We start from the raw sequence: 22,141 nt of genomic DNA on the forward strand, positions 1-22,141 counted from the left end.
CGAGACAGCCTGAGGCTGAAGTCTCTAAGAGATTCAGCTTGAGCTGAATCGGAAAGCCCCCTCTCACGAGGGGGCTTTTTGTTGGCTACTCCTTCCAGGGCGCATGCAAGCCATGCTTGTTCGTTTCTCCAAGTCTGTTGGCTTGTTTGGATTGAGATCCTGAGACTGGATAATTGATTGCAATGTTTAATCATGAAATCTCACAAAAGGTTACTTTGAATATTTTTGGGCTAGCTTGAGTTCAGAGGAAGAAAGTCAGTGCTGAAGGTCCTTGGATTTAAAAAACCGATATCCAATCAAATCAAGCCTTTGCTTGGCATCAATTCAGGCCCAACTCCGTTTGGTCAAGGAGAACCTAATTTTGCCAATGTCTCCAAGCAGTATCAGCAATTAGGGATTGAAAGCATCCGCATAGAAGACCTGTCGAATGGAACTTTCGATGTGATGTACTTTTTCCCAGATCAACAAGCTAATCCTGACGACCCTTTGTCTTATCAGTGGAGGCAAACTGACGAAAATTTTCGGGATATTATTGATCTAGGAATGGATCCTTTTGTTCGCGGAGGCCTGAGCTGGCGCAACATGGTCAGCTGGGGAGCGTATGGATTGAACGAGCCAACCGGTTACCCCGGATATGGCCCCTTCTGGTCAGGTGAAAGGCCGCTTTCGACAACAATGTTGGACAAAGGCGTCGAAATTTTTGAAAAACTCCTTGAGCGCTACACAGATGAAGACCTGTGGGGATTTAATCCTTTAGAGCATGGTTATTTTGAAATCTGGAATGAGCCGCAGATTATTGGCATTAACACTGAGATGCAGGGGGTTGATTCTCCCACGCCATACAATAAGAGCGAATTTGAATATACAGAAGAGTTCCCAAGTTACTCATGGGATGGAACGCCAGAGGAGTTTTATGAATTCTTTGCTGACACAGCGATAAGACTCAAGGAATTACACCCGGAAATTAAAATAGGTGGTCCTGGTATTCACAATGTCGGCTTGGGTCTTCCTTGGACGACGGATTCAGAATATATGAATACGATCGGTGTTGAGTGGACTGAAAATTTTCTACAGTATCTAAAGGAAAGAGAAGTTGAACTGGACTTCTTTAGTTGGCATTACTACGGCACAGACCCGCAAGATTATATTGCGATGCACGACAAAGCTCATCAACTTTTGGTTGAGTATGGATATAGCGATACTGAACAGATTTTGTCTGAATGGAACACATCATTTGACTCTGGCAATGCCTCAACGCCCTTGGGGGCTGCTCAGGCCAGTGCCATTTGGATGGCCCTTCAAAATGATGCACCGTCTATCGCCAATGCCCATTTTTACCGTGGCGCTGATGGTCCGTTTGTTCCTGACGGCAACGGATTCCCGATTTGGATTGACAGCGAAGGGGCTTCTCCATATCAAAATAATTTTGGTGATTATGGCGTCGGCCTCATGACGTCGGATGCGTCTTTCAAGGCCAGCGCCTATGCCTACCAATCTTGGGCTGATTTGGCACGGCGTGAGAATGTTGATCTTGATTCGTTCTACTCGTCACAGCCTGGTGAGAATGGACTTTATGTGTTGGGTGGATTGCAATCAGGTGAAAAGGGTTCAGATCTACGTGTGTTGTCCACTTACTTACCCGTCGATTCTGATGACCCTCAGGAAATTATCGTTGATACAAAGGCAATGGCCAAGAAGTTTGGTCTTGCTCCTTCGTCAGTTCAGATTCTCACGCTTCCCGATGCTTTTGGTGGTTTTTCGGAAGTCGATCCGGATGATGATGGAAAGTATGTATTGCCATCTAATGAGCTCGTGTCTATTCAATTTGAAAGCCAAGACTTTGAGGCTGATATGTTGACAAATTGGGCTCCAGAGCCTGGCTCGTTTGATGATGAGAACCTATATGTCTCTGTTCTGGAGGGGGATCAGCTTGTGGGTGATTTAGCAGCCAATCAATATGCAACATGGATGCTCATTGAAGGAGATGATTCCGATAACTTCAGCTTGGATTCGCATAGCGGCCGTCTGCTGTTTGAATCTGCGCCTGACTTTGATCGACCTAGTGACGCCGACAAAAACAATATCTATAAGCTTGCTGTTAAAGCTTTGTCGGATCAAGAAACGATTTTCCAGAATATTTATGTTCAAGTCGTCGACAACATGAAGCAGGATGGGTCTGAACTACTCCTCGATAACAGTTTTTTCTGACAAGCCTATGTTTTGACTCGATTATTGACCGCTTACTTCAGGGTTGCCTATCCCCCTTGTTGATATTTTTTTGCTCAATGTTGATGATCGCCTGGTCTCAGGCCTGACGCTTCGCTGCGATTTCTTGTAACGCCCCCTCTAAGAAGGGGCTTTTTGTTGCCTTCTGCTCAGTTCAGCAACACGTTGCGTCGCCAGGAGAAGCCACCAGGTGATGTGGGGCGACAACCCAAACGTGCCTATCAAGAAACCAGACCCATTGAGCCATTCATGGACATCAACCAGGTGGCGCCGCAGCTGATCGGCCAATCGCTCTGGAGCGGATGGCTCATGTTTTGGGCAACGCTGTGGCCTCTGGTGCTCGGCTTCTGCCTCTCGGGCTTGGTGCAGGCCAGTGCAAGCCGCAAGGCCATGGAACGCGTGATGGGATCACACAAGCCGGGAGCGATTCTGCGCGCCTCAGGGCTGGGCATGGTGTCGTCGTCATGCTCTTACGCCGCCTCGGCCATGAGCAAAAACCTCTTCGCCAGAGGTGCCGACTTCATCACGGCCCAGGTGTTCATGGTGGCCTCCACCAATCTGGTGCTTGAGCTCGGACTCGTGCTGATCGTGCTGCTGGGCTGGCAGTTTGCCGCAGCTGAGTTCATCGGCGGTCCACTGATGATCATTCTGCTGACGTGGTGGGGAACCCATCTGTTCCCTGTTCGCCTCACGCGTCCGGCCCAGGAGAGGCTTCGAGAAAGCGCCATCGCCAATGCCGCGGACGACGGGTTGTCCAAACCGGAGCGTCTTGGCAGCAGGCTTCGCTCACCAGCGACCTGGGCCAACGCCGCCAGTTATGCGCTGGCCGATCTGACCATGCTGCGCAAAGAGCTGCTGATCGGCTTTGTCGTCGCCGGCATGCTGAGCGCCCTGGTGCCGGACACTCTCTGGCGGATTGTGTTCATGCAGAACCAGGGGGTCTGGACGTCAGTCCAGAACGCCTTGATTGCCCCTCTAATCGCCATCATCAGCTTCGTCTGCTCGGTCGGCAACGTCGCCATGGCTGCAGCTTTATGGACGGGTGGCGTGTCCTTCGGTGGTGTGATCGCGTTCATCTTTGCGGATCTGATTACGTTGCCGCTGCTGTTGATCTACAGGAAGTACTACGGACCGCGGCTGGCTCTGCGCATGCTGCTCGGTCTTTGGCTCTTGATGTCCATCAGCGGCCTGGTCGTTGAGGGTCTGTTCCGGGTCACAGGACTGATTCCCTTGACACGAATCAATGCTGGGCAAACCCTCTCGATCGGCTGGAACAGCACCACATGGCTCAATCTGGTCGCCCTCAGCATTCTGGCGATGGCATGGTGGCTGGCTCACAACAAGGAACGCTTCGGAGGCGGTGCCGGATATGCCCTCGATCCCATCTGCGGAATGCAGGTGGAAAAAGCCAATGCACCCGCGACGCGACAACGCGACGGCAAGCAATTCTGGTTCTGCTCCGATCACTGCGCTGAGCACTTCGATCAGCAAGGCGAGCCAGAACCGAAAACCACCTCTGAGGTCGGCCAGGACAACTCTAAAAACGCTTCCAAGCCATACAGAGATCCGATCTGCGGTATGGCTGTTAACCCTGAGAAGCCGGGGAGCCGGCGTGAACACGCCAAGGAGACGATTCTGTTCTGTAGCTCACGCTGCGCGCAGCATTTCGACGCAGAGCCCGCGAAGTACGTGGAGGAGACAATAGATCCGATCTGCGGGATGCAGGTCCACATCAAGCCCTCCACGCCACATCGACAAAGAGGTCAAGTGCATGCATGGTTCTGCAGCAGCCATTGCGCCGAAACCTTTGATTCCCGAGAGGCATCAGCCTGAGGCGATCTCGCCGGTGCTCCAGTAACGAACACGCGCCGGATGCGATGTGATGTAGTCGTCAACAGCGGCCTCGGCCGTCTGCTCATTGGCCTGCAGCAGCAGGTCCGACATCTCCTGATCAGGCAGATGGAAACGCGTGAGGAAACCGGCCACATCCTGCATCTCCAGATCCAGCTCAGGACGACCAAGCGCATGAATCCACTCGATACCGCCGAACACGCGTTGCGGATCCTGCAGAAAACGCAACTTGTAACGAGCGAACATCCAGTGGGGTGTCCAGCTGGTGACCACGACCCAGCGTTGCTGACGCATGGCCTGATCCAGCACCGCCGTCATTGCAACACTGCTGGACGCCACCAGCTCCAGATCATTGAGGCGATAACTCTTGAGTGCTTCGACCGAGGCCTGATTCAGACCCGAACCGGGATCGATCCCCTGCACGCGATTGTCGAAGCGGGCCGCCAGGGAACGATCGCGTAAATCAGCAATGGAGGTGAGATCCGCAGCAGGCACATAATCCGGAACCACCCAGCCCAGACGGCCTGAATACATCGAGCCAAAGTCGACGACCCGATCACGCACCCGCCTGTAATAGTCACGATGCGTCAACGGCAACCACGCCATCAGCATCAGATCCAGATCACCACGGGCCAGTGAGGCGTACTGAATGCCGATATCGGCAAGAACACGCTCGACCCTCACGTCGTAAGCCTGCTGGATCACGGTCTGAGCGATGAGGCTCACCACCTCAGCATCAGCCCAGGGTGACCAACCAAGGCGCAGTGTGGGTCGTGCGGATGCCGAACCGGGCAGTGAACGGCGAGGGGCCTCCACACCTTCCTCCCCCGAGGAGGCTGAAGAACTCAGCGGGGGGAAGGAGCACTGAGCTTGACCAGACTTGCAGCGGAGATCCCCGCGACCCCAAGGCCTCCGAGCAGAAAAGCTCGTCGTCGGATCTGTCGAGCGCTCATGAAGCCCTCCACAGAGACATCCAGGCGCGCAATCGCTCTTGAAGTGATGATCCACGACGACCGGCAAAGCTCTGACTGAGACGGTCGAGGATCACCGCCAAAATCACCACGGCGATCCCTCCTTCAAAGCCCATCCCCACATCAAGCTGCTGAATTCCACGCAACACGACATCACCGAGACCGCCACCCCCGATCATCGAAGCGATCACGACCATGGAAAGTGACAACATGATGGTTTGGTTGACCCCAGTCATCACGGTGGGAACGGCATTGGGCATCTGCACCTTCCAGAGCAACTGGCGATCACTACAACCAAAGGAGCGACCGGCTTCGATGAGGTCATCAGGAACCTGAACGATTCCCAGGTGCGTCAGACGGACCACCGGCGGCATGGCAAAAATCAGGGTGGCCAGGATCGAAGGAACCGCACCCGTGCTGAACAACATCACAGCTGGAATCAGATAGACAAAAGCCGGCATGGTCTGCATCAGATCCAGGCAAGGACGCACCAGCCTCCAGACCAGTCGGAAGCGTGCCGAAAGAATGCCCAGAGGGAGGCCGATCAGCAGAGCAAGGCCTGACGCAGTCAGCACAAGCGAGAGGGTGGTGATCATCTCGCTCCACAACGCCATCGAGAGCACAAGGTTGAAACCGAGCAAAACAAACAGAGCAAAACCCCCATTGACTCGCCAGAGCCCAAGCGCCGCGGTGATCAGAGCGAACAACCAGGCTGGCGGCCACTCCAGCAACCACTGGGTGACGGAGACCAGGGCCAAGACCGAAGCCTTGATCACATCAAACAATCCCTGGGCATTGGCCAACAGCCACTCAACAAAGAAATCAATCGCCTGACCAAGCCAACCGGCTTGATGGGCAGCAGCCAGGATCAGCGTCACGCGCTTGCCTCCATTGCGAGCAGCAATTGACGCGGGCTGATCACGCCCAGCAGCCGCTTCTCGTCATCCAGCACTGGCACTGGCTCAGAACTGTTCGCCACCACATCAATGGCTTCTTTCACAGATGTTCCGGCTGACAACGTCTTGATGGCTGATATGTCGAACCAGCCGCGGCCTGCTCGCAAAACACCACGCAAATGCTGCTGACGATCGGTCACATACACGGTGATGTCTCCTTGGTCAGGCAGGAGTTCGTCCAGATCACACACCCGCTGATGGAGAGGAGGCTGCGCAATCGACTCCACTGTCAGAACCGACGCCACATCGACGTCGCGAAAAAAGCGTTTGACCTCATCATTGGCTGGGTGATGCAGCAACCGCTGCGCGGTATCGCACTGCAGAAGTCGCCCGTCCTGCATCAAGGCGATCCGGTCACCGATCCTGATCGCCTCATCGAGATCATGGGAAATGAATACCACCGTGCGACGCTGCTCTGCCTGTAGCTCCAGCAACAGATCCTGCATGTCTTTACGGATCAAGGGGTCCAGTGCGGAGAAGGCCTCATCCATCAGCAAAATCGGCGGGTCAAGGGCCAGGGCTCTGGCCAGACCAACCCTCTGCTGCATTCCCCCAGACAACTCGCGTGGGCGTTTTCGGGCCTCTGCGGCCAGCCCTACACGCTCAAGCGCCTTCATGGCACGATCGATCCTCGGCTTGCGGGGCATGCCCGCAACCTCGAGTCCAAAAGCAGCATTTTCAAGCACGCTGCGATGGGGGAAGAGCGCGAACGACTGAAAAACCATCGCCATCTGATGACGGCGCAGCTCCGCCAGCTGCTGTGTCGTCATCGCGCTCAGCGAAAAGCCCTGGACAGTCACCTCTCCCTCGCAGGGAGAGATCAGACCATTCAACATTCTCAGCAGAGTGGATTTACCTGAACCGGAAAGACCCATCACCACAAAGATCTCGCCGGCGAGAATCTCCATCGAGACATCCTGGACAGCAGCCCGCACGCCACGACTGGCATAGAGATGCTCAGGATCCACGCCTGAACGCAGCTGCTTAATCAACTCAGAGGAAGATCTGCCAAAAAGCTTCCAAACCGACTCGATAGAGATCTCTGATTGCACTTCAGAGCCTCCCTCCAAGCCTGAGCTGCTTATAGCAGTGGCCTGATCTCTGATCAGCGGTCAGGAGCCATCCGTTTGCCACAAAGGCTTCGTCCGCGTAGCTGACGGCTCTAAACGCCGAGATTAGGTTGCCAATTGAGCCCATTTCGTAACGTCGACGTAGCTCAGAGAGTCGGTGACGAGCTGCCAGACAGCGCCGCTGCTGTCTTTCGCACGTACCCGCGCATTGACGATCTGAGCGGCATGACCACACTCAGAAACCACCCGTTAGCGGAATCCGGTGATGCGCAACGCTTCGGGCAGCGACCCGAACGCGTTAAAGAAACAGGTCATTATCAACAGGAATCCATCGAACAGTTTGCGGACCGCTGGGATCGCCTGATTGATTGGGATGCCAGAGAAGAAGCTGAGGGCAACTTCTTTGTTCGGCTACTGCACAAACATGGCGCCCGCTCGGTGCTGGATGTGGCCAGAAGAACAGGATTCCATTCCGTCAGACTTCTGCGCGAGGGGTTCAACGCCGTGATTTGCCTGGGCAACTCATTCACCCATCTCTTCCGCGAGCGAGATCGTCGCAAGGCTTTGGCCGAGTACTACGCGGCCACGATGATCCCGACTTCTACATGCATGTGGCTGAGGAGGACTATCTGTTCGACACGGAAATCACAGCGATCTGAGCGATGACGAGCACCTATTCCGCAGCAGCCAGCACTGCAGCGCACTACGACGACAGTGACGATGCCAATCGGTTTTACGCAGGCATCTGGGGCGGCAAGGACATTCATATCGGCCTCTATGAGAGCCCAGAGGAGCCGATCGCAACTGCAAGCCGTCGCACTGTCGACGCGCTGATCGCACTGATGGGGCAGCCTCTACCCTCAAACGAAGCAACCACACTGCAGGTTGTGGACTTCGGGTCCGGTTGCGGAGGTGCAGCCAAACGACTCCGTGGCAGCCCTGGGATCCGGGTGGACGCCATCAACACCTCCGCGGTTGAGAACAACCGACATCGGCTGCTCAATCAAGAGGCCGGCCTCTCTGAGCGGATCACTGTTCATGACGCATCCTTCGAGGCGGTGCCTCTCGCCGATGGCTGCGCCGATGTGGTCTGGAGTCAGGACGCGATTCTCAACTCCGATGAGCGTCGAATGGTGATGAGGGAAGCAGCCCGTTTGCTGAAACCAGGCGGTGTGATGGTGATGACCGACCCCATGGCAGCCGATGGCGTACAGACTGAGTAACTCACGGCAATTCTCGATCGCATTCACCTTGCTGATCTCGGATCACCCGAGCGTTATCACCGCTGGGCAAGCAAAGTGGGACTAACAAGGACTGCTTGGCATGACCACACACCAATGCTGATCGAGCACTACGGCAAAGTGCGCCTGGAATTGCGACGACGTCGGCAGGATCTGGAATGCAGCATCACTCCCGTTTCTCTGGAGCGAATGGACGCCGAGCGTGGCCATTGGGTTGATGGTGGACAGTCAGGAAAGCTCAGTTGGGGCTTGATGCGTTTCAACAAACCCCTGAACTGATGGAGCCAATGCCAGAGGAATCCCCATCATCAAATCGCTCGCCGATGGAGGTCGTGAATCAATTGATTCGGGAATGGAGCCTCGAACCACATCCAGAGGGTGGTTGGTTCCGTGAGCTGTATCGAAGCTCATCGTGGGTCACCCGTGCCGATGGCCAGCAACGGGCCGCAATCACCAGCATCCTCTATCTGCTCGATGCAGGGTCCAGAAGCCGCTGGCATGCAGTTCATCAAGCCGATGAGGTCTGGACCCATCTGCAAGGAACACCACTGAGTCTCTGGACGCTTGAACCGCAGGGAGGCCAGGCCGTGCAGCACGTGCTCTCGATGCACAATCCTGTTCACGTCGTGCCCGCAGGCCACTGGATGGCAGCACGCTCGGAGGGGCAGTACTCCTTGGTGAGCTGCTGTGTCGGACCAGGTTTTGACTTTGCAGACTTCGAGATGCTTCGAGACCGGCCGGCGCCTGAACATCCGCCAGGGGCACTGAGCGAGCTGATCTGAGCTCTCTTACGCTCGGACGAGAGAAGGCATTCCATTGGGCAGCAGTTTCGGCACCCTGTTCCGCATCAGCACCTTCGGCGAATCCCATGGCGGCGGTGTCGGCGTGGTCCTAGAGGGTTGCCCGCCGCGAATGGAACTCGATTTGCCAGCGATTCAGGCCGAACTGGACCGGCGCAAGCCAGGTCAAAGCAGGATCACCACACCGCGCAAGGAGGCCGATCAGGTGGAGATCCTGAGCGGTGTCATGGATGGCATAACCCTGGGCACACCGATCGCCATGGTGGTGCGCAACAAAGATCAGCGGCCTCAGGATTATCGAGAGATGGAGGTTGCCTTTCGACCCTCCCACGCCGATGCCACCTATCAAGCGAAGTACGGCATTCAAGCCCGCAGCGGCGGAGGCAGAGCATCGGCCCGAGAAACGATCGGCAGGGTGGCGGCTGGTGCTATCGCCCGACAGTTGCTGAGCAAAGCCCATGGCACCGAGGTGATGGCCTGGGTCCGACGCATTCATGACCTCGAAGCCACGGTGGACATCAACGCCGTGAACCGCGAGTCCGTAGAAGCCAACATCGTGCGATGTCCCGATGCTGCAATGGCCGATCGGATGATCGAACGGATTGAGGCCATCGGCCGTGACGGAGACTCCTGTGGAGGACTAATCGAATGCGTTGTACGCAGACCTCCCGTGGGTCTGGGAATGCCTGTGTTCGACAAGCTCGAAGCGGATCTGGCCAAGGCGGTGATGTCACTACCCGCCACTAAAGGCTTCGAAATTGGCTCAGGTTTTGCCGGCACACGGCTGAAAGGGAGCGAGCACAATGATGCTTTTCTTCCAAGCGAAGAAGGCCGATTGCGTACAGCCACCAACAACTCTGGCGGAATTCAAGGAGGCATCAGCAACGGCGAGCCGATTGTGATCCGGGTGGCATTCAAGCCAACAGCAACAATCCGAAAAGAGCAAACAACGATCAACGACCGCGGGCAAGCCACCACCCTCGCCGCCAAAGGCCGGCATGACCCATGTGTGCTGCCTAGGGCCGTGCCGATGGTGGAGGCCATGGTGAATCTGGTTCTGGCCGATCACCTACTCAGGCAGCAGGGTCAGTGCAGCCTCTGGTGAGACCGCACTGTGTGGATCAGCTTGGTGGTCAGCTGCGAGCCGGAGAGGTGATGCCGCTGCCGCTTCCCAGCTGAGCTGCAGCCTTGGCCATACGTCCGGCCACCGAGCCAGCAGGCGATGAGTTGGTGGCCTTGCGGGCACGTCGAGCTGCGCGTGGCTTGCTCGCAGTGCTCACGGTCGTCGAGGTTGTCGTCGTCTTTTTGGCGGCTCTGGTCGTGGTTGGCTTACGGGAAGCGGGTTTCTTCACGGAAGCCTTGACGACTGACGCTTTCGCTGCAGGTGTCTTTGCAGTGGCAGCCTTGACTGCAGCACGCTTTTTGGCAGCTGGCTTTTTGGCAGCTGGCTTTTTGGCAGCTGATTTTTTGGCAGCTGATTTTTTGGCAGTCGACTGGCGAACCGTCTTCCCGGTGGACTGACGGTTGCGATGGCTCAAGACCATCACCCACTCTTCATCACTCAGTGAAGAGGGCTTGCTGCCATGGGCATTGGCCAGCTTGGCGGCCTTTTCGATGTCCTGAATCAGATTGACCCAGGAGGTTGAAAAACGCTTGTCCGACTGCGAGCGAGCCCCGCTTTCTACCAGGGTCTCTACAACCCCGGAGGCGCTGACCTTCTTGCGACGTCGATTGAAAATTTCCTTCTGCAACTGAGCGATCAAAGCATCAGCTTTGTCGCTCAACTTGATGGATAGCTGAGACATCGTTACCGAAACATCTCTCTTATCTGTAGCAGATGGGTCTCATCGCTACCACTCATGCGCCAATCCAGGCGGCCAGGCATGGATCAAAACCATCGTTTTCGAACACCGTCCGACCAAGAGCGATGGCGTCATATCCAGCTTCCAGCCAGGAGTAGAGGTCACCGGCTCGCAAGCCTCCAGCAGCAATCATGAAAGGGAGATTGCCCATTGGCGCAGCGATCTGTCGATAGAAACCGCGACCCAGCACATTGGCCGGGAACAACTTCACTAAACGACAATCCAAATCGCAAGCCTGCCTGATCTCAGAAGGTGTCATCACCCCTGGCACCAATAAAAAGTCGCGCTGCTTTGCCCTTTGCTGTAACCGTTTGTCCAAGAGCGGTGACATGGCATAGCTGAATCCAAGCTCAGCCACCTGCCGCAAAGCCGACAGCTGCGTGATCGATGCCGCACCCAGAGATAAACGTGGATGACGAGACATCGCTGCCATCACAAGGTCAGGCCAGCGCGGATGATCAATCCAAGCGATTTCAACGTGCTGAACACCTGCCTCAACCAGCTGATCAAGCTGACGACTAAGACATGTAATTGAAAAGGGCGCCTCCAAGTCAGTGCTCTGTGGGCGCAAAACAACCAGAAGGGGCTGGATCCGCAAGGAGCGGATCAAGCCCTCCTCAAGATCAGACGTATTCAGCAATACGGACATCACTGCGGATCAGCAGTTCTTGGAACTCTTCGGCATCCACAGTTTCTTGGTCCACGAGCATGTCAGCGAGCTCGTCGAGGACAGGTCGATTGTCGACAAGAACCTTCGTGGCACGCCTGTAGGCGAGAGCCACAAGATCAGAGACTTCTTCGTCGATGGTGGCCGCGGTGTCTTCCGAGAAGTCGCGTTCAGCAGCGATATCTCGGCCAAGGAACATGCCTCCCTGAGAACGACCAAGAGCCACTGGGCCGAGTTTGTCGCTCATGCCGAAGCGGGTGATCATTTGTCTTGCTGTCGAAGCCACCTGCTGGAGGTCGTTGGATGCGCCTGTTGTGACTTCATCCTCTCCGTAGACGATCTCTTCGGCGACACGGCCGCCAAGCGCAACGGCCATCTGGTTCTGGAGATAAGTGCGGGAATAAAGGCCCGACTCCATCCGCTCTTCGCTGGGAGTAAAGAAGGTCAGTCCACCAGCATTTCCACGCGGAATGATCGAAATTTTCTGAACCGGGTCGTAATCAGGCATCAGAGCGCCGACCAGAGCATGGCCAGCTTCGTGGTAGGCGACGAGACGCTTACGGCGATCACTCATCACACTGTCTTTTTTCTCAGGACCTGCCATGACGCGTTCGATGGCATCGCTGATCTCGTCGTTGCTGACTTCGCTCAAGTCGCGACGGGCGGCAAGAATTGCCGCTTCGTTGAGCAGGTTGGACAGATCAGCCCCCGTATAGCCGGGGGTGCGTCGTGCCACCTTGTCGAGATCAACATCCTTAGAGAGCGTCTTGCCACGGGCATGCACTCCGAGGATCTGTAGACGACCTGCGTAGTCGGGACGATCCACCGTGACCTGACGGTCGAAACGGCCCGGTCTCATCAGCGCTGAGTCAAGAACATCCGGACGGTTAGTGGCCGCGACAATGATGATGCCGGTGTTGCCCTCAAAACCATCCATCTCGGTGAGCAGCTGATTAAGCGTCTGTTCACGCTCATCATTTCCACCACCCATGCCAGCCCCGCGCTGACGACCAACCGCATCAATCTCATCGATGAACACGATGCAGGGTGCGTTTTTCTTGGCCTGCTCAAACAAATCGCGAACACGACTTGCACCAACGCCCACGAACATCTCGACAAACTCGGAACCGGAGATCGAGAAGAAGGGAACGTTGGCCTCGCCAGCAACAGCTTTAGCCAGAAGGGTTTTGCCAGTACCTGGAGGGCCTACAAGCAGAACACCCTTGGGAATTTTGGCTCCAACAGCGGTGAAGCGATCAGGGTTCTTGAGGAAATCGACCACCTCGGTGAGTTCAAGTTTGGCCCCCTCAATCCCAGCTACATCACCAAAGGTGATTTGCGTGGAAGGCTCCATCTGGACACGCGCCTTGCTCTTACCGAAATTCATGGCGGGATTGCCACCACCGCCGCCGGACTGGGCACGACGGAAAAGGAAGAACAGCCCGCCGAGCAGCAACAAGGGAAAGATCAGACTTGATGCGGCCTGCTGCCAGGCGCCGGGCTGGCGGGAGGGCTGAACCGCAATGTCAACGTTGTGATCGGTGAGCAGCTTGAGCAGGTCTTTGTCGGGAGCGAGATTGACCTCGGCACGACGGCCATCGGTCTCGACGACCTGAGCCGTACCACGATCGGGAGAGAGAAGCACACGGCTGACCTGATCTTCCTGGACTCTCTCAACAAAATCGCTGTAACGAAGAGAGCGTGCCTCGGGCTGAGGGCCACCGGCGCCTCCAAAGAAAGCCGGTGCGATCACTACGATCGCGAGCACTAGGAGGGCCCCAAGCCCGATGTTTCGCCAACGTTTGTTCAAGGGTCTTCCGCCTCTGATGAAGGAATGTTAATAGGAAGCTGAGAGCTCAGGTGGACCGAAGTACATCCACGACGCTTTTGAAAGCGAACCACTCGGGGATCTCTTCACCGCTGCGCAGCATCTTGCGGAACTGAGTGCCGCTCAGCTTCTTCACGTGCAGACCTCTGGCCTCTGCATGTTCAGCAGTGACGTAACCCTCTTCTTCCGTGTAAACGAGGTTCAGAGAGGGCACGGTTTCCATGGTGAGCTCAGGAGCGCATTCCTTGGCAAAGTTCTGAGCGTCGTAGGGACCATAAAAGTCGTCACCGCTCAAGGACGACTTACAGCCGGCCATATCGCGTCCGATAATGAAATGGGTGCATCCATAGTTACGGCGAATGATCATGTGCTGAAGGGCCTCACGGGGGCCTGCCATGTGCATTGCGTAGGGCAGATAGGCCCAACGGATCCGAGCGTTATCCACCTCAGCGGCAAGTCGCTCGTAGGTCTGAAATCTCACGGCTCCAGGAATGTCATCCTGCTGGGTAGGACCGCAGGTGGGATGCACTAGCACCACAGCGTTCTCACTGACATTGCTGGCATGCAAGGCTCGGGTGAACAACTCGTAGTGAGCTCTGTGAATGGGATTGCGGCACTGGAAAGCCACAACGTCTTCCCCTTCAGGTAAGCCTGCGCGAACCTCCAGTGGGGTTTTGCAGGGGAACACGCGAGACGGCAGCTCTAAGCCCTGAATCAGACCACCGAGATAGAAACGGCGGCGCTCGGTGGCGATCATGCGCACAGCGGGATGTTCCAGCGACGTGGTGCCGTAGCAGCCCTTGGCCTCGACGACCTTGTTGGGCTCCCACTTGTCCTCAACGGTGAGCACCGCGAGATCCTGACCCTTGTAGGTGAGCAGAATCTTCTGCCCCACCGTGATGTCCTCACGGTCGGTGTCCATCACGATCGGCAGTCCGAACAGATAACCCGTTGTGGTGCGATTGCCTGCCACCACGGCGTCGTAATCGGCCTGGAGCATGAAGCCCCTTTCAGGGGAGAAGCCACCGACCACCAGCAGCTCAACATCACAGGCATTGCGGTCGGAGCACTCGATGCTGCTCACGGCTGAGGCCTTCACAGCGGCTTTGTCACCCTCAGGCACCATCAAATCCACAAGGGTGCCGCCGTAGGGAGCGATCACACCGGTCTGAGAGGAAGGGGAGCTGGCGGTCATGACAGGCCGGAGTGGATTGGGAAGACGGCGCGATTCTCCCAGACGACAGCCGGCGGCTTCAGCGAAAAGGGTTCACAACAAAAAAGGGGCCGAAGCCCCTTGTTGCTGATCGAAGTGTGTTGAAGGAATTCAGGCTTCCTCAAGCTGGCCGTAGAGCTCCCCAGTGATCTTGACGTCCACAGTTTGTCGACTGCCCATATCAGAGTCTGAGGGCTGGATAGCGGTGAAAACTCCTGCGAATTCACCCGTGGAAGGATCAACACGAGTGATCGACAGGCTCATCACACCCTGTCCGTCGATGTACTGCTTCTTGTTCTCTTGCTCGAGCTCCTGGTAATCACCACCCAGACCGATCAGACCCTGCGGGTAGTCCACACCGGTTGTGAGTGAACGTCCTTTGGGGTCAATGAAGTTGCTGGTGCGGTAGCTGGGAGTGCGGTACTCGCCTTCAAAGTCTGTGCTGGTGGTGATGGCTGCACCTTCAGCCTCGGCCTTCAGGTTTTTGCTGGAGAACGTGAAAGGGAACTCCTCACCGCCTGGAACCAGAACGGTGATGGCCTGGAAGTCAATGCCACCCTCCTCAGTGAAGGAAAGGCCTTTCTCACCCACAACGAGGTCTCCGTAGACCTGGTCAAGACTGGAGGTGTAACGGGTGAGGATCTTGCCCTCAATGAACTGGGCTTCCTGACGCTTGTTGGCAGGCTCACCCTTCACGAAGACCTGGCTGGGGTGCATGCAGATGGCACTCAGCTGATAGTCATTACCGGGGGTGAGCGGAATCGAGCCTCGGGCGGATTCAGGGAGCGTGGGGCAATCATTCGCCTTGCCGGTGTTACGGATGTCGTCGTACGTGATGTTCGAACGATCAACAGCCTGAGCATCTCCGCTGCAGGCAGTGACGAAGGTCAGACAGAAAGCCAGCACAAGGGCCAGCAGAGGACGGATGCGCATGGAGGAGAAGCCGAAACGCCGGCTGTTGACGATGTCCACCGGACAGGCGGATCCTACAGGTGTCAAACGGTCGCACCGGCTAGCCTTTTGCACGTCTCAACAAGGTGAAGTGTTCTCGATGCAGCACGACGGCCGAGAAACCATCCAGGAGAAGCTGAAGCCGGCGCTAAAAACACTCCGAGAACTATCGGAACTGCATCGAGACGATCCGGCGTCTCTGCTGGTGCTCCTGCGTGATCTGGAAGCCCTGCACAGAGACATTCAGGAAGATGCCTTTCGCGAAAGCCTTCCCGAAGACCGCCAAAAGCTGTTCGCTCTGCTCAAAACGATGGAAAGCAGCGGCGGCTGGCCCTACATCCCCCGCCTGCAACTGCGCACCTTCATCGACCTATTTGAGCAGGATCCTGCTGATATGGCTGCTTAATCAACACGGCTGAATGATTCAAGTCATCCGATTGATCTCCAACAATCGATCCAGCAACCAGTGAGACAACACGAGCTTGTCCTCGAGGGGACAGATCTGATGATGATCGCCTGGACCCAGAAGCCAGCCGCCGTTCTGATCACTGTCCAGCCCCTGACCAGGACGGTCGACGGGATTGACCATCAACAGGTCACAGCCCTTGGCCTGGAGCTTTCGGCGGCCGTGCTCAAGAAGTTGCTCTTCGGAGCCTGTGAGGGCGGCAAATCCCAGAACAGACTGCCCCAGAGGACGTCTCCTCACCAGCGCCTGAAGCAGATCAGGCACCAGTTCCCAACCAGCCTCAATCGAGCCAATCAGCTGGTCTTTCGGCAGCTTCTCAACATCAGCAGAACTGGTTCGGCGTAAATCGGCCACAGCCGCGCACATCAACACCGCATGCGCTTGCGGCTGAAGTTGTTCGAGCGTGTTGTCCATAGCAGCACTTCCGACCACGGGATGACAGCGCAAACCTTCCAGCCAGGACGGCGGAACCTGCAGCGGGCCATGCACCAAATCAACGGTGGCACCTCGCAGATGAGCGGCCTGGGCCAGCAGAACACCCATGCGGCCGCTGCTGCGGTTGGAGAGAACGCGGACACAATCCAGAGCTTCCAGGGTTGGACCGGCGCTGACCAGCACATGCCTCCCGCGCCAGTCGGATTTGATCAGACCGTCCGCATCGGCCTGCAACAGGGCACTGGCTGCAGCCAGTTCAATCCTGACGGGGTCTGCCATGCGTCCGGTGCCGAGTCGGTCACAGGCGAGCAGACCGCCCTGAGGCGCCAGCGGCAGCACTCGAGGGTCGTCAACCAGCAAACCCCAGTTGCGCTGCACGGCTGGATGGTTCCACATGGCTGTATTCATCGCTGGCGCCGCCAGGATTGGGCACTCACAAGCCAGCAAAAGACTGGCCAATAGCCCTTCGCCATCACCCTGAACCCAGCGGGAGAGCGATGTTGCACTGAGCGGGGCCACCACCACGAGATCTGCCCATTCGGCCAGCTCGATATGCAGTGGTCGCGGACGCGCAGGATCCCACTGGTCAGCATCCTGCAAGCAAGGTTCGCGACTGAGCGTTGCCAACGCCACTGGGCTCACCAAGCGGGCAGCGCTTGCGGTGAGCACACAGCGAACCTGAGCCCCTGCCTGTACAAGAGCACTGACCAGCAGCGGAGTCTTGACTGCCGCAATGCTTCCCGAGGCAGCCACCAGCACCCGTCTTCCCTTCAGCAGCCCCGGCATTGGCTCAGTCCTCGTCGAAGGGTTCCTGATCGATCAGATGGGCGTAAGGAGCGGTGAGTTCCGGTCGATGAATGGCAAGGGCTCTTAAGAGATGCCAGTCACTCAAGCCTTCAAAGGGAGTTGGGTAGTCGTCGTACTCCAAACGGCGCGCCAGCGTCGCAACGGATGCCTCATCAAAAGAAGCCAGTCGCTCCGGAGTGATCAGCATGCAGGCACGAAGCACTGATATTCATTTTGCCTTCGAGTGCGTTTGAAAACCGGCGCTAAGTTGCTCAGCCCGGGGAATTAGCTCAGCTGGTAGAGCGCTGCGATCGCACCGCAGAGGTCAGGGGTTCGAATCCCCTATTCTCCATCGAGGTCTTAAGAGATCAAGGTTGAACTGGAGTGCTGAAGCAGAACAGTCGCTCAAGGAAGTTCCTTTCTTTGTGCGACCGGCCGTTCGCCGCAGAATTGAATCGATGGCCCAGGAGTGCCAGCTTGAAAGCATCGATTCAACGTTTTACGCCGAAGCCAGGGCGAAGTTTGCGAAGCGCTGAACCATGATCAGACCCACTCTTGGCGACCGGCACGCGATCAGGGCATCGCTGCTAATCGCCCTTAGCGTTACGACCTATCTATCAGTGCTGGTCAGACCTTCCGCTGTTTTGACCTACGGTCTGATTCTTCTGGCAGGTGGCCTTTGCCGGCGCTGATTCACGCTAATAGGAGCGTTTCATTCAGGCCATGCGGTAAAAGAGAGGCTGAGAAAGCCACGATTGATGTCTCAGTCGAAACGGGAACAGGTAGTGAGCCATCTGCGCTACATCCGCCAGGAATTACGGGAAATGCATCAGGGCGTCATGGAAGACGGTCTACTTCCAGAAGCTGGTGAAGTGCGGGGAGTGATGGCCCAAATGGAAGCGCTACTAGAACTTCTCGAAGGCAAAAGCTCTCGCAAAGCAAAAGCTGAATCCGACTAATCCAGAAGCCAGCTCTTGCCAAGCAGCCTTGTTCAGGCTTTTCTTTGGAAGTAATTCAGTCTCTGGACCTGACAATTTCAGGCTTTTTGCATCAAAAGCCGCAATATGTAGCGGTTGATAGAGGCAATCACCCCACAAATGGTGTATACATTAGATGGCAGGGTTCGGGCCGGGTGATGGGGATCATCGGTTGTTGCCCCTGCCTCTCTTTTAAGAGGTCGCCAAGTTGACAGCGCGTCTCCAAACAACACGCCTGCAGCGAACGATTGGAGAAGCAACGGCCAGGCTTGACTTGTGGGCCACCAATCCTTGGAGACGTTTTTCACTCCTGCTGATCGCTCTGACAGGAAGTTTCATGATCGGGAACGGCGTTGCTTCCGTCTCCGGTGCTCTCAATCTGATGGATCCTGTGGCGGCAATGCTCAGCGTGGGATTGATGGAAGTGATGGTCCGGGTGAGAAGGCACTGGGCCAAAGATCGCGATAGTCACTTAGGCCGACAGTTGCTCGACATGACGCGGTTTGGGCTGCTTTACGGCCTGCTCCTGGAGGGATTCAAGTTGCTTTAACCGGCTTCATGTTATTGAAAGCGCAGACAAAACCCTTCGGCATCCATACGCTGAATTGAGATTGTCAACCTTGCATCCATGGCTGGAGAGCATTACTACCTCGAGCTGGATCCACCTGAAGAGCGTCTGCGACACGCTCCCCACGTCGTGATTGTGGGCGGAGGATTTGCAGGTGTGCGTGCCTGCAAGGCACTTGCCAAGGCAGATGTTCGCATCACCCTGATCGACAAACGCAACTTCAACCTGTTCCAGCCTCTGCTTTATCAGGTTGCAACAGGGCTCGTTTCCAGTGGTGATGTGGCCACTCCGCTGCGACAACTGGTTGGACGCCAAAGCAATGTGCAAGTCCTGCTTGGTGAAGTCACCGAGATCAGGGCGAAAGACAAGCAGATCATCTTCAGCGGCAAGGCTTACAGCTACGACCACCTAGTTCTGGCGACAGGGTCCGGCAGCACCTTCTTCGGCCACGAAGAATGGCGGACCTTTGCTCCGCCAATGAAGATCCTGGAGCACGCCGAAGAGATTCGGAGGCGGCTGCTGATGGCCATGGAACAGGCCGAACAGACCCCTGATCCTGAGGCACGCCGCTTTCTGCAGACCGTGGTGATTGTGGGAGGAGGGCCCTCAGGATGCGAAATGGCAGGGGCCGCCTCCGAACTGATGCGCAATGCCATGCGCAAGGAATTCCGCCAGCTGAATCCGGAGGAGACCAGGATCGTGCTGGTCGACCCAGGTGACCGCGTCCTCAGAGCCATGCCGGAGGAGCTTTCTGAGGCTGCTCAGAAATCCCTTTCGGCTCTCGGCGTGGAGTTTCTGTTCAAGGGACGTGTACAGAGCATGCAACCCGGTGAAGTGATTGTGGGAACCCCTGATGGTGAGCGCCGGCTGCAGGCAGCCACCGTGATCTGGACCGCTGGCGTGCGCCCCTCTCATCTGGGCCGCAAGCTGGCGGATACTGTCAACTGCGAAACAGACCGCGGCGGCCGCGTGATTGTGGAGCCTGACTTCTCGGTCAAGGGGCATCCCGAAATTCGGGTGGTGGGCGACCTCTGCTGCTACAAACACACTCGAGACGGAAACCAGCTGCCCGGCATGGCAGGGCCGGCCACCCAGGCCGGGGGGTTTGTAGGCAAAGACATTGCTGCGATTGTGGCCGGCGGATCGCGTCCAAACTTCAGCTGGTTTGATTTCGGCAGCATGGCCGTACTGGATCGCGTCGACGCGGTCGCAGACTTACGAGGCTTCAAGTTCAAAGGCGGTCTTGGCTGGCTGCTGTGGGCCGCTGCACACCTCGCCTTCATGCCCAATGATGAGAATCGCTTCTCTTTGCTGGTGAAGTGGATCTTTGCCGTGGTCTCTCAGGCCAGAGCATCGATGCTCCTAACAGGCATGCCAAGTCAGCACATGGGATTGGATTCGCCTGATGCGGCCTTTCCGATGGCACCAGGGGCAGGTCCCTCCATCTCCGAACCTGGTGCAGCGCTGCGAGCAGCAATGGACTACTACTCCAATCAGGTTTCCGGTCTTGTGCCTCAACCCAAAGGAGGTGAGTCCACAGAGGATTCAGCTGCTGCCATCAAATAAAGCAAGGCCATCCTGATCGGGATGCCATTGCTCACCTGACTCTCCACCAGGTTGGAGCCCAGGTCATCGAGCAAAGCGCCACTCATCTCAATCCCCCGGTTCACCGGGCCAGGGTGCAGCACCGGTATCGAGGCTCCAGATCGAGCCAAGCGCTCGTGACTGATACCGTAATCACGGTGGTAGCGGTCCAGATCGCTGAGCAAGTGCTGGCGCATGCGTTCCTTCTGCAGTCGAAGGGTCATCACAGCATCAGCCCCCTTGAGCGCAGCATCAAGATCGCGGTAGATGGTCAGCGAACCGCGTTGCGCCACAGGGTCCATGGTCTGGCCCGGAGGGGGCGCAGCTAAAAAGTCGGCGAAAGCATCCGGAACCAAAGTGGGCGGACCACACAGCACGACATCTGCGCCACAGGCGGTCAGGGCCCAGAGATTGGAGCGGGCCACACGTGAATGCAGGATGTCACCCACGATCACGACACGCCGCCCCTGCAAAGCCTCTGGCAGAGGATTAGAGGCATCAAAGTGATAGGCCAGGGTGTAGAGATCGAGCAGTCCCTGGCTGGGATGGCTGTGCAGGCCATCACCGGCATTGAGAATCACGGTGCGTTCACCCGTACGTTCCAAGGCATCTGCCAACTGGCGAGGCACACCGGTACAGCGGTGACGCACCACCAGCATGTCGGCTCCCATCGCCACATAGGTGCGTGCGGTATCCAGCAGTGACTCCCCCTTGCTGAGCGAACTGCTGGAAGGCGAAAAAGTGGACACGTCTGCAGAAAGACGCTTGGCCGCCAGCTCGAAACTGCTACGGGTGCGTGTGCTGGGCTCGAAAAACAGGGTGGCCACCAAGCGGCCCTGCAACGCCGGCAGACGACGGGCACCGGTGGCCGGCATCGACCGGAAACGATGAGCCAACTCCAACACAGTCGCGAAGTCTTCCCGGGAAAAAGCCGCGAGATCAAGAATGTGTCGGTGTGTCCAGGTGCTCAACTGAACGTCAGCTCACCTGGTTGGATCGTAGATCCGCAGTGTTCAGCTGCACAGCAAACCAGCGCAGAAAGCTTCTGCGGGCTTCGGGGAGCGATCCCCACGAGCGCGTTTGCTGACGCTGCGACTGCTCTGCAGATACCAGCGCAGAGGCAGATCTTCGCCCTGATTGATCCCGATCCGGGTGGTGGTGACCAAAGCAGGGTGGATCAGCTCGACCGGGCGGGGTGCAATCCAGAGGTCAGCGTCAGCGCAGACCGACAGGCCATCACAACGGCGATCGATCCCGAACCGACGGGCCAGCAAACCCGGTCCAGCAGCCACCCGTTCGGGTTCATCCGGGAGCGCCACAGCACGCAGCAACACGCCATTGGCCCATTCAGGGCGATCGGTCACCACATTCACGCAGTGGTGGATGCCATAGCTCACATACACATAAAACCGCCCTGGTTCTCCAAACAGGGTTTCGTTCTGCGGAGACCGACGCCGGTAGCCGTGGCAGGCAGGTTCATCCTGCGAATACGCCTCTGTTTCCACAATCACGCCCCACAGCAAACTTCCATCCGCTTGGCGTTTCACCAACCTGCAGCCCACCAGCTCAGGTCCCACCACCTCTGCAGGACGGCAGAAGAAGGATTGAGGTAGAGCGGGGAAATCCTTGGCGATGGAAGTGGTGGCTATGGGCGTGGCTGGAGCAACAACCTTCTTCACCCAAGTCTGA

General features: G+C 56.8%; 25 protein-coding genes and 1 tRNA gene. 14 read left to right on the forward strand and 12 right to left on the reverse strand.

Annotated elements, in window-relative coordinates; genetic code table 11:
• The first annotated feature begins 258 nt into the window (after positions 1–258).
• Both DXY31_RS08945 and DXY31_RS08950 read left to right on the forward strand, forming a co-directional pair.
• Positions 259–2,208 (forward strand): hypothetical protein, encoded by a 1,950-nt coding sequence (locus tag DXY31_RS08945; RefSeq protein WP_114993454.1) that lies wholly within the window; start codon positions 259–261, stop codon positions 2,206–2,208.
• Positions 2,209–2,364: 156 nt separating this feature from the next.
• On the forward strand, positions 2,365–4,059 hold the full coding sequence (locus tag DXY31_RS08950; RefSeq protein WP_137024940.1) for a permease: 1,695 nt from the start codon (positions 2,365–2,367) through the stop codon (positions 4,057–4,059).
• Here the strand turns inward: DXY31_RS08950 and DXY31_RS08955 are convergent.
• The 3 genes from DXY31_RS08955 to DXY31_RS08965 all read right to left on the reverse strand — a co-directional run bounded on the left by DXY31_RS08955 (position 4,051) and on the right by DXY31_RS08965 (position 6,972).
• Complete coding sequence (locus DXY31_RS08955) at positions 4,051–4,893, reverse strand: glycine betaine ABC transporter substrate-binding protein (RefSeq protein ID WP_244279667.1); 843 nt, start codon at positions 4,891–4,893, stop codon at positions 4,051–4,053. The two genes, DXY31_RS08950 and DXY31_RS08955, sit on opposite strands and share 9 nt — an antisense overlap.
• 133 nt (positions 4,894–5,026) lie before the next feature.
• The gene (locus DXY31_RS08960; RefSeq protein WP_198410871.1) at positions 5,027–5,926 is read right to left on the reverse strand and encodes an ABC transporter permease subunit; all 900 of its coding nucleotides are present in this window, start codon (positions 5,924–5,926) and stop codon (positions 5,027–5,029) included.
• On the reverse strand, positions 5,923–6,972 hold the full coding sequence (locus DXY31_RS08965) for a glycine betaine/L-proline ABC transporter ATP-binding protein (RefSeq protein WP_371639269.1): 1,050 nt from the start codon (positions 6,970–6,972) through the stop codon (positions 5,923–5,925). Before DXY31_RS08965 ends, DXY31_RS08960 begins: the two co-directional genes overlap by 4 nt.
• A gap of 219 nt (positions 6,973–7,191) precedes the next feature.
• On the opposite strand from DXY31_RS08965, the gene DXY31_RS08970 reads away from it, so the two are divergent.
• The 5 genes from DXY31_RS08970 to aroC all read left to right on the forward strand — a co-directional run bounded on the left by DXY31_RS08970 (position 7,192) and on the right by aroC (position 10,220).
• Entirely contained in the window at positions 7,192–7,740 is a 549-nt protein-coding gene (locus tag DXY31_RS08970) for a hypothetical protein (RefSeq protein WP_244279669.1), read from the forward strand.
• Positions 7,737–8,297 (forward strand): cyclopropane-fatty-acyl-phospholipid synthase family protein, encoded by a 561-nt coding sequence (locus tag DXY31_RS08975; RefSeq protein ID WP_305791088.1) that lies wholly within the window; start codon positions 7,737–7,739, stop codon positions 8,295–8,297. The genes DXY31_RS08970 and DXY31_RS08975 overlap by 4 nt, the downstream gene beginning before the upstream one ends.
• Positions 8,298–8,411: 114 nt before the next feature.
• The gene (locus DXY31_RS17780) at positions 8,412–8,594 is read left to right on the forward strand and encodes a hypothetical protein (protein ID WP_305791089.1); all 183 of its coding nucleotides are present in this window, start codon (positions 8,412–8,414) and stop codon (positions 8,592–8,594) included.
• Positions 8,595–8,602: 8 nt separating this feature from the next.
• Complete coding sequence (locus DXY31_RS08980; RefSeq protein ID WP_244279671.1) at positions 8,603–9,097, forward strand: cupin domain-containing protein; 495 nt, start codon at positions 8,603–8,605, stop codon at positions 9,095–9,097.
• 34 nt (positions 9,098–9,131) lie between these two features.
• Positions 9,132–10,220, forward strand: a complete 1,089-nt coding sequence (aroC, locus tag DXY31_RS08985; protein WP_114993456.1) for a chorismate synthase — start codon at positions 9,132–9,134, stop codon at positions 10,218–10,220.
• Between the two features lie 28 nt (positions 10,221–10,248).
• Here the strand turns inward: aroC and DXY31_RS08990 are convergent, their stop codons facing one another.
• The 5 genes from DXY31_RS08990 to psbO form a co-directional block, all read right to left on the reverse strand.
• The gene (locus DXY31_RS08990; protein WP_114993457.1) at positions 10,249–10,920 is read right to left on the reverse strand and encodes a hypothetical protein; all 672 of its coding nucleotides are present in this window, start codon (positions 10,918–10,920) and stop codon (positions 10,249–10,251) included.
• A 52-nt stretch (positions 10,921–10,972) separates the two neighbouring features.
• Complete coding sequence (locus DXY31_RS08995; RefSeq protein ID WP_114993458.1) at positions 10,973–11,626, reverse strand: bifunctional 4-hydroxy-2-oxoglutarate aldolase/2-dehydro-3-deoxy-phosphogluconate aldolase; 654 nt, start codon at positions 11,624–11,626, stop codon at positions 10,973–10,975.
• Positions 11,601–13,454 (reverse strand): ATP-dependent zinc metalloprotease FtsH3, encoded by a 1,854-nt coding sequence (gene ftsH3, locus DXY31_RS09000; protein ID WP_114993459.1) that lies wholly within the window; start codon positions 13,452–13,454, stop codon positions 11,601–11,603. The genes DXY31_RS08995 and ftsH3 overlap by 26 nt, the downstream gene beginning before the upstream one ends.
• A gap of 46 nt (positions 13,455–13,500) precedes the next feature.
• Entirely contained in the window at positions 13,501–14,667 is a 1,167-nt protein-coding gene (sat, locus tag DXY31_RS09005) for a sulfate adenylyltransferase (RefSeq protein ID WP_114993460.1), read from the reverse strand.
• Positions 14,668–14,796: 129 nt separating this feature from the next.
• Positions 14,797–15,618: a photosystem II manganese-stabilizing polypeptide gene (psbO, locus tag DXY31_RS09010; protein ID WP_066905011.1), complete on the reverse strand. Its 822-nt coding sequence runs from the start codon at positions 15,616–15,618 to the stop codon at positions 14,797–14,799.
• A gap of 31 nt (positions 15,619–15,649) precedes the next feature.
• Between psbO and DXY31_RS09015 the strand changes: the two genes are divergently transcribed.
• Positions 15,650–16,042, forward strand: coding sequence for a hypothetical protein (locus tag DXY31_RS09015; RefSeq protein WP_371639271.1), 393 nt, complete (start codon positions 15,650–15,652; stop codon positions 16,040–16,042).
• Positions 16,043–16,060: 18 nt separating this feature from the next.
• Here DXY31_RS09015 and coaBC read toward each other — a convergent pair whose 3' ends face one another.
• Positions 16,061–17,323 (reverse strand): bifunctional phosphopantothenoylcysteine decarboxylase/phosphopantothenate--cysteine ligase CoaBC, encoded by a 1,263-nt coding sequence (gene coaBC / locus DXY31_RS09020; RefSeq protein WP_114993462.1) that lies wholly within the window; start codon positions 17,321–17,323, stop codon positions 16,061–16,063.
• 4 nt (positions 17,324–17,327) lie between these two features.
• On the reverse strand, positions 17,328–17,531 hold the full coding sequence (locus DXY31_RS09025) for a DUF2555 domain-containing protein (RefSeq protein ID WP_066905019.1): 204 nt from the start codon (positions 17,529–17,531) through the stop codon (positions 17,328–17,330).
• A gap of 71 nt (positions 17,532–17,602) precedes the next feature.
• Here DXY31_RS09025 and DXY31_RS09030 point away from each other — a divergent pair.
• The 6 genes from DXY31_RS09030 (at position 17,603) to DXY31_RS09050 (ending at position 20,434) form a co-directional block, all read left to right on the forward strand.
• Positions 17,603–17,675: transfer RNA gene (locus tag DXY31_RS09030), tRNA-Ala, on the forward strand.
• 22 nt (positions 17,676–17,697) lie between these two features.
• Entirely contained in the window at positions 17,698–17,859 is a 162-nt protein-coding gene (locus DXY31_RS09035) for a PCP reductase family protein (RefSeq protein ID WP_170953636.1), read from the forward strand.
• A gap of 3 nt (positions 17,860–17,862) precedes the next feature.
• Positions 17,863–18,015: a hypothetical protein gene (locus DXY31_RS16980; protein WP_170953635.1), complete on the forward strand. Its 153-nt coding sequence runs from the start codon at positions 17,863–17,865 to the stop codon at positions 18,013–18,015.
• 66 nt (positions 18,016–18,081) lie between these two features.
• A complete protein-coding gene (locus DXY31_RS09040) occupies positions 18,082–18,282 on the forward strand; it encodes a hypothetical protein (protein ID WP_006042295.1) in 201 nt (66 codons plus the stop codon).
• A 226-nt stretch (positions 18,283–18,508) separates the two neighbouring features.
• Positions 18,509–18,850, forward strand: coding sequence for a DUF565 domain-containing protein (locus DXY31_RS09045; RefSeq protein ID WP_114993464.1), 342 nt, complete (start codon positions 18,509–18,511; stop codon positions 18,848–18,850).
• Positions 18,851–18,928: 78 nt separating this feature from the next.
• Positions 18,929–20,434, forward strand: a complete 1,506-nt coding sequence (locus DXY31_RS09050) for an NAD(P)/FAD-dependent oxidoreductase (protein ID WP_114993465.1) — start codon at positions 18,929–18,931, stop codon at positions 20,432–20,434.
• Here the strand turns inward: DXY31_RS09050 and DXY31_RS09055 are convergent.
• Both DXY31_RS09055 and DXY31_RS09060 read right to left on the reverse strand, forming a co-directional pair.
• Entirely contained in the window at positions 20,383–21,423 is a 1,041-nt protein-coding gene (locus DXY31_RS09055) for an aspartate carbamoyltransferase catalytic subunit (RefSeq protein WP_114993466.1), read from the reverse strand. The genes DXY31_RS09050 and DXY31_RS09055 overlap by 52 nt on opposite strands.
• A 42-nt stretch (positions 21,424–21,465) precedes the next feature.
• On the reverse strand, positions 21,466–22,131 hold the full coding sequence (locus tag DXY31_RS09060) for a DNA-3-methyladenine glycosylase (protein ID WP_114993467.1): 666 nt from the start codon (positions 22,129–22,131) through the stop codon (positions 21,466–21,468).
• Positions 22,132–22,141 lie beyond the last annotated feature (10 nt).

The organism is Synechococcus sp. UW179A (assembly GCF_900473965.1).
Taxonomy (GTDB): domain Bacteria; phylum Cyanobacteriota; class Cyanobacteriia; order PCC-6307; family Cyanobiaceae; genus Synechococcus_C.

What these genes read in the sequence shown, in the direction of transcription:
- DXY31_RS09015 (WP_371639271.1), top strand. Translation starts at nt 15,650, where the DNA reads ATGTCCACCGGACAGGCGGATCCTACAGGTGTCAAACGGTCGCACCGG.
- sat (WP_114993460.1), bottom strand. Translation starts at nt 14,667, where the DNA reads ATGACCGCCAGCTCCCCTTCCTCTCAGACCGGTGTGATCGCTCCCTAC.
- DXY31_RS08980 (WP_244279671.1), top strand. Translation starts at nt 8,603, where the DNA reads ATGCCAGAGGAATCCCCATCATCAAATCGCTCGCCGATGGAGGTCGTG.
- DXY31_RS09050 (WP_114993465.1), top strand. Translation starts at nt 18,929, where the DNA reads ATGGCTGGAGAGCATTACTACCTCGAGCTGGATCCACCTGAAGAGCGT.
- coaBC (WP_114993462.1), bottom strand. Translation starts at nt 17,323, where the DNA reads ATGCCGGGGCTGCTGAAGGGAAGACGGGTGCTGGTGGCTGCCTCGGGA.
- DXY31_RS08990 (WP_114993457.1), bottom strand. Translation starts at nt 10,920, where the DNA reads ATGTCTCAGCTATCCATCAAGTTGAGCGACAAAGCTGATGCTTTGATC.
- DXY31_RS08995 (WP_114993458.1), bottom strand. Translation starts at nt 11,626, where the DNA reads ATGTCCGTATTGCTGAATACGTCTGATCTTGAGGAGGGCTTGATCCGC.
- DXY31_RS09040 (WP_006042295.1), top strand. Translation starts at nt 18,082, where the DNA reads ATGTCTCAGTCGAAACGGGAACAGGTAGTGAGCCATCTGCGCTACATC.
- psbO (WP_066905011.1), bottom strand. Translation starts at nt 15,618, where the DNA reads ATGCGCATCCGTCCTCTGCTGGCCCTTGTGCTGGCTTTCTGTCTGACC.
- DXY31_RS08975 (WP_305791088.1), top strand. Translation starts at nt 7,737, where the DNA reads ATGACGAGCACCTATTCCGCAGCAGCCAGCACTGCAGCGCACTACGAC.
- DXY31_RS09025 (WP_066905019.1), bottom strand. Translation starts at nt 17,531, where the DNA reads ATGCTGATCACTCCGGAGCGACTGGCTTCTTTTGATGAGGCATCCGTT.
- DXY31_RS16980 (WP_170953635.1), top strand. Translation starts at nt 17,863, where the DNA reads ATGATCAGACCCACTCTTGGCGACCGGCACGCGATCAGGGCATCGCTG.
- DXY31_RS17780 (WP_305791089.1), top strand. Translation starts at nt 8,412, where the DNA reads ATGCTGATCGAGCACTACGGCAAAGTGCGCCTGGAATTGCGACGACGT.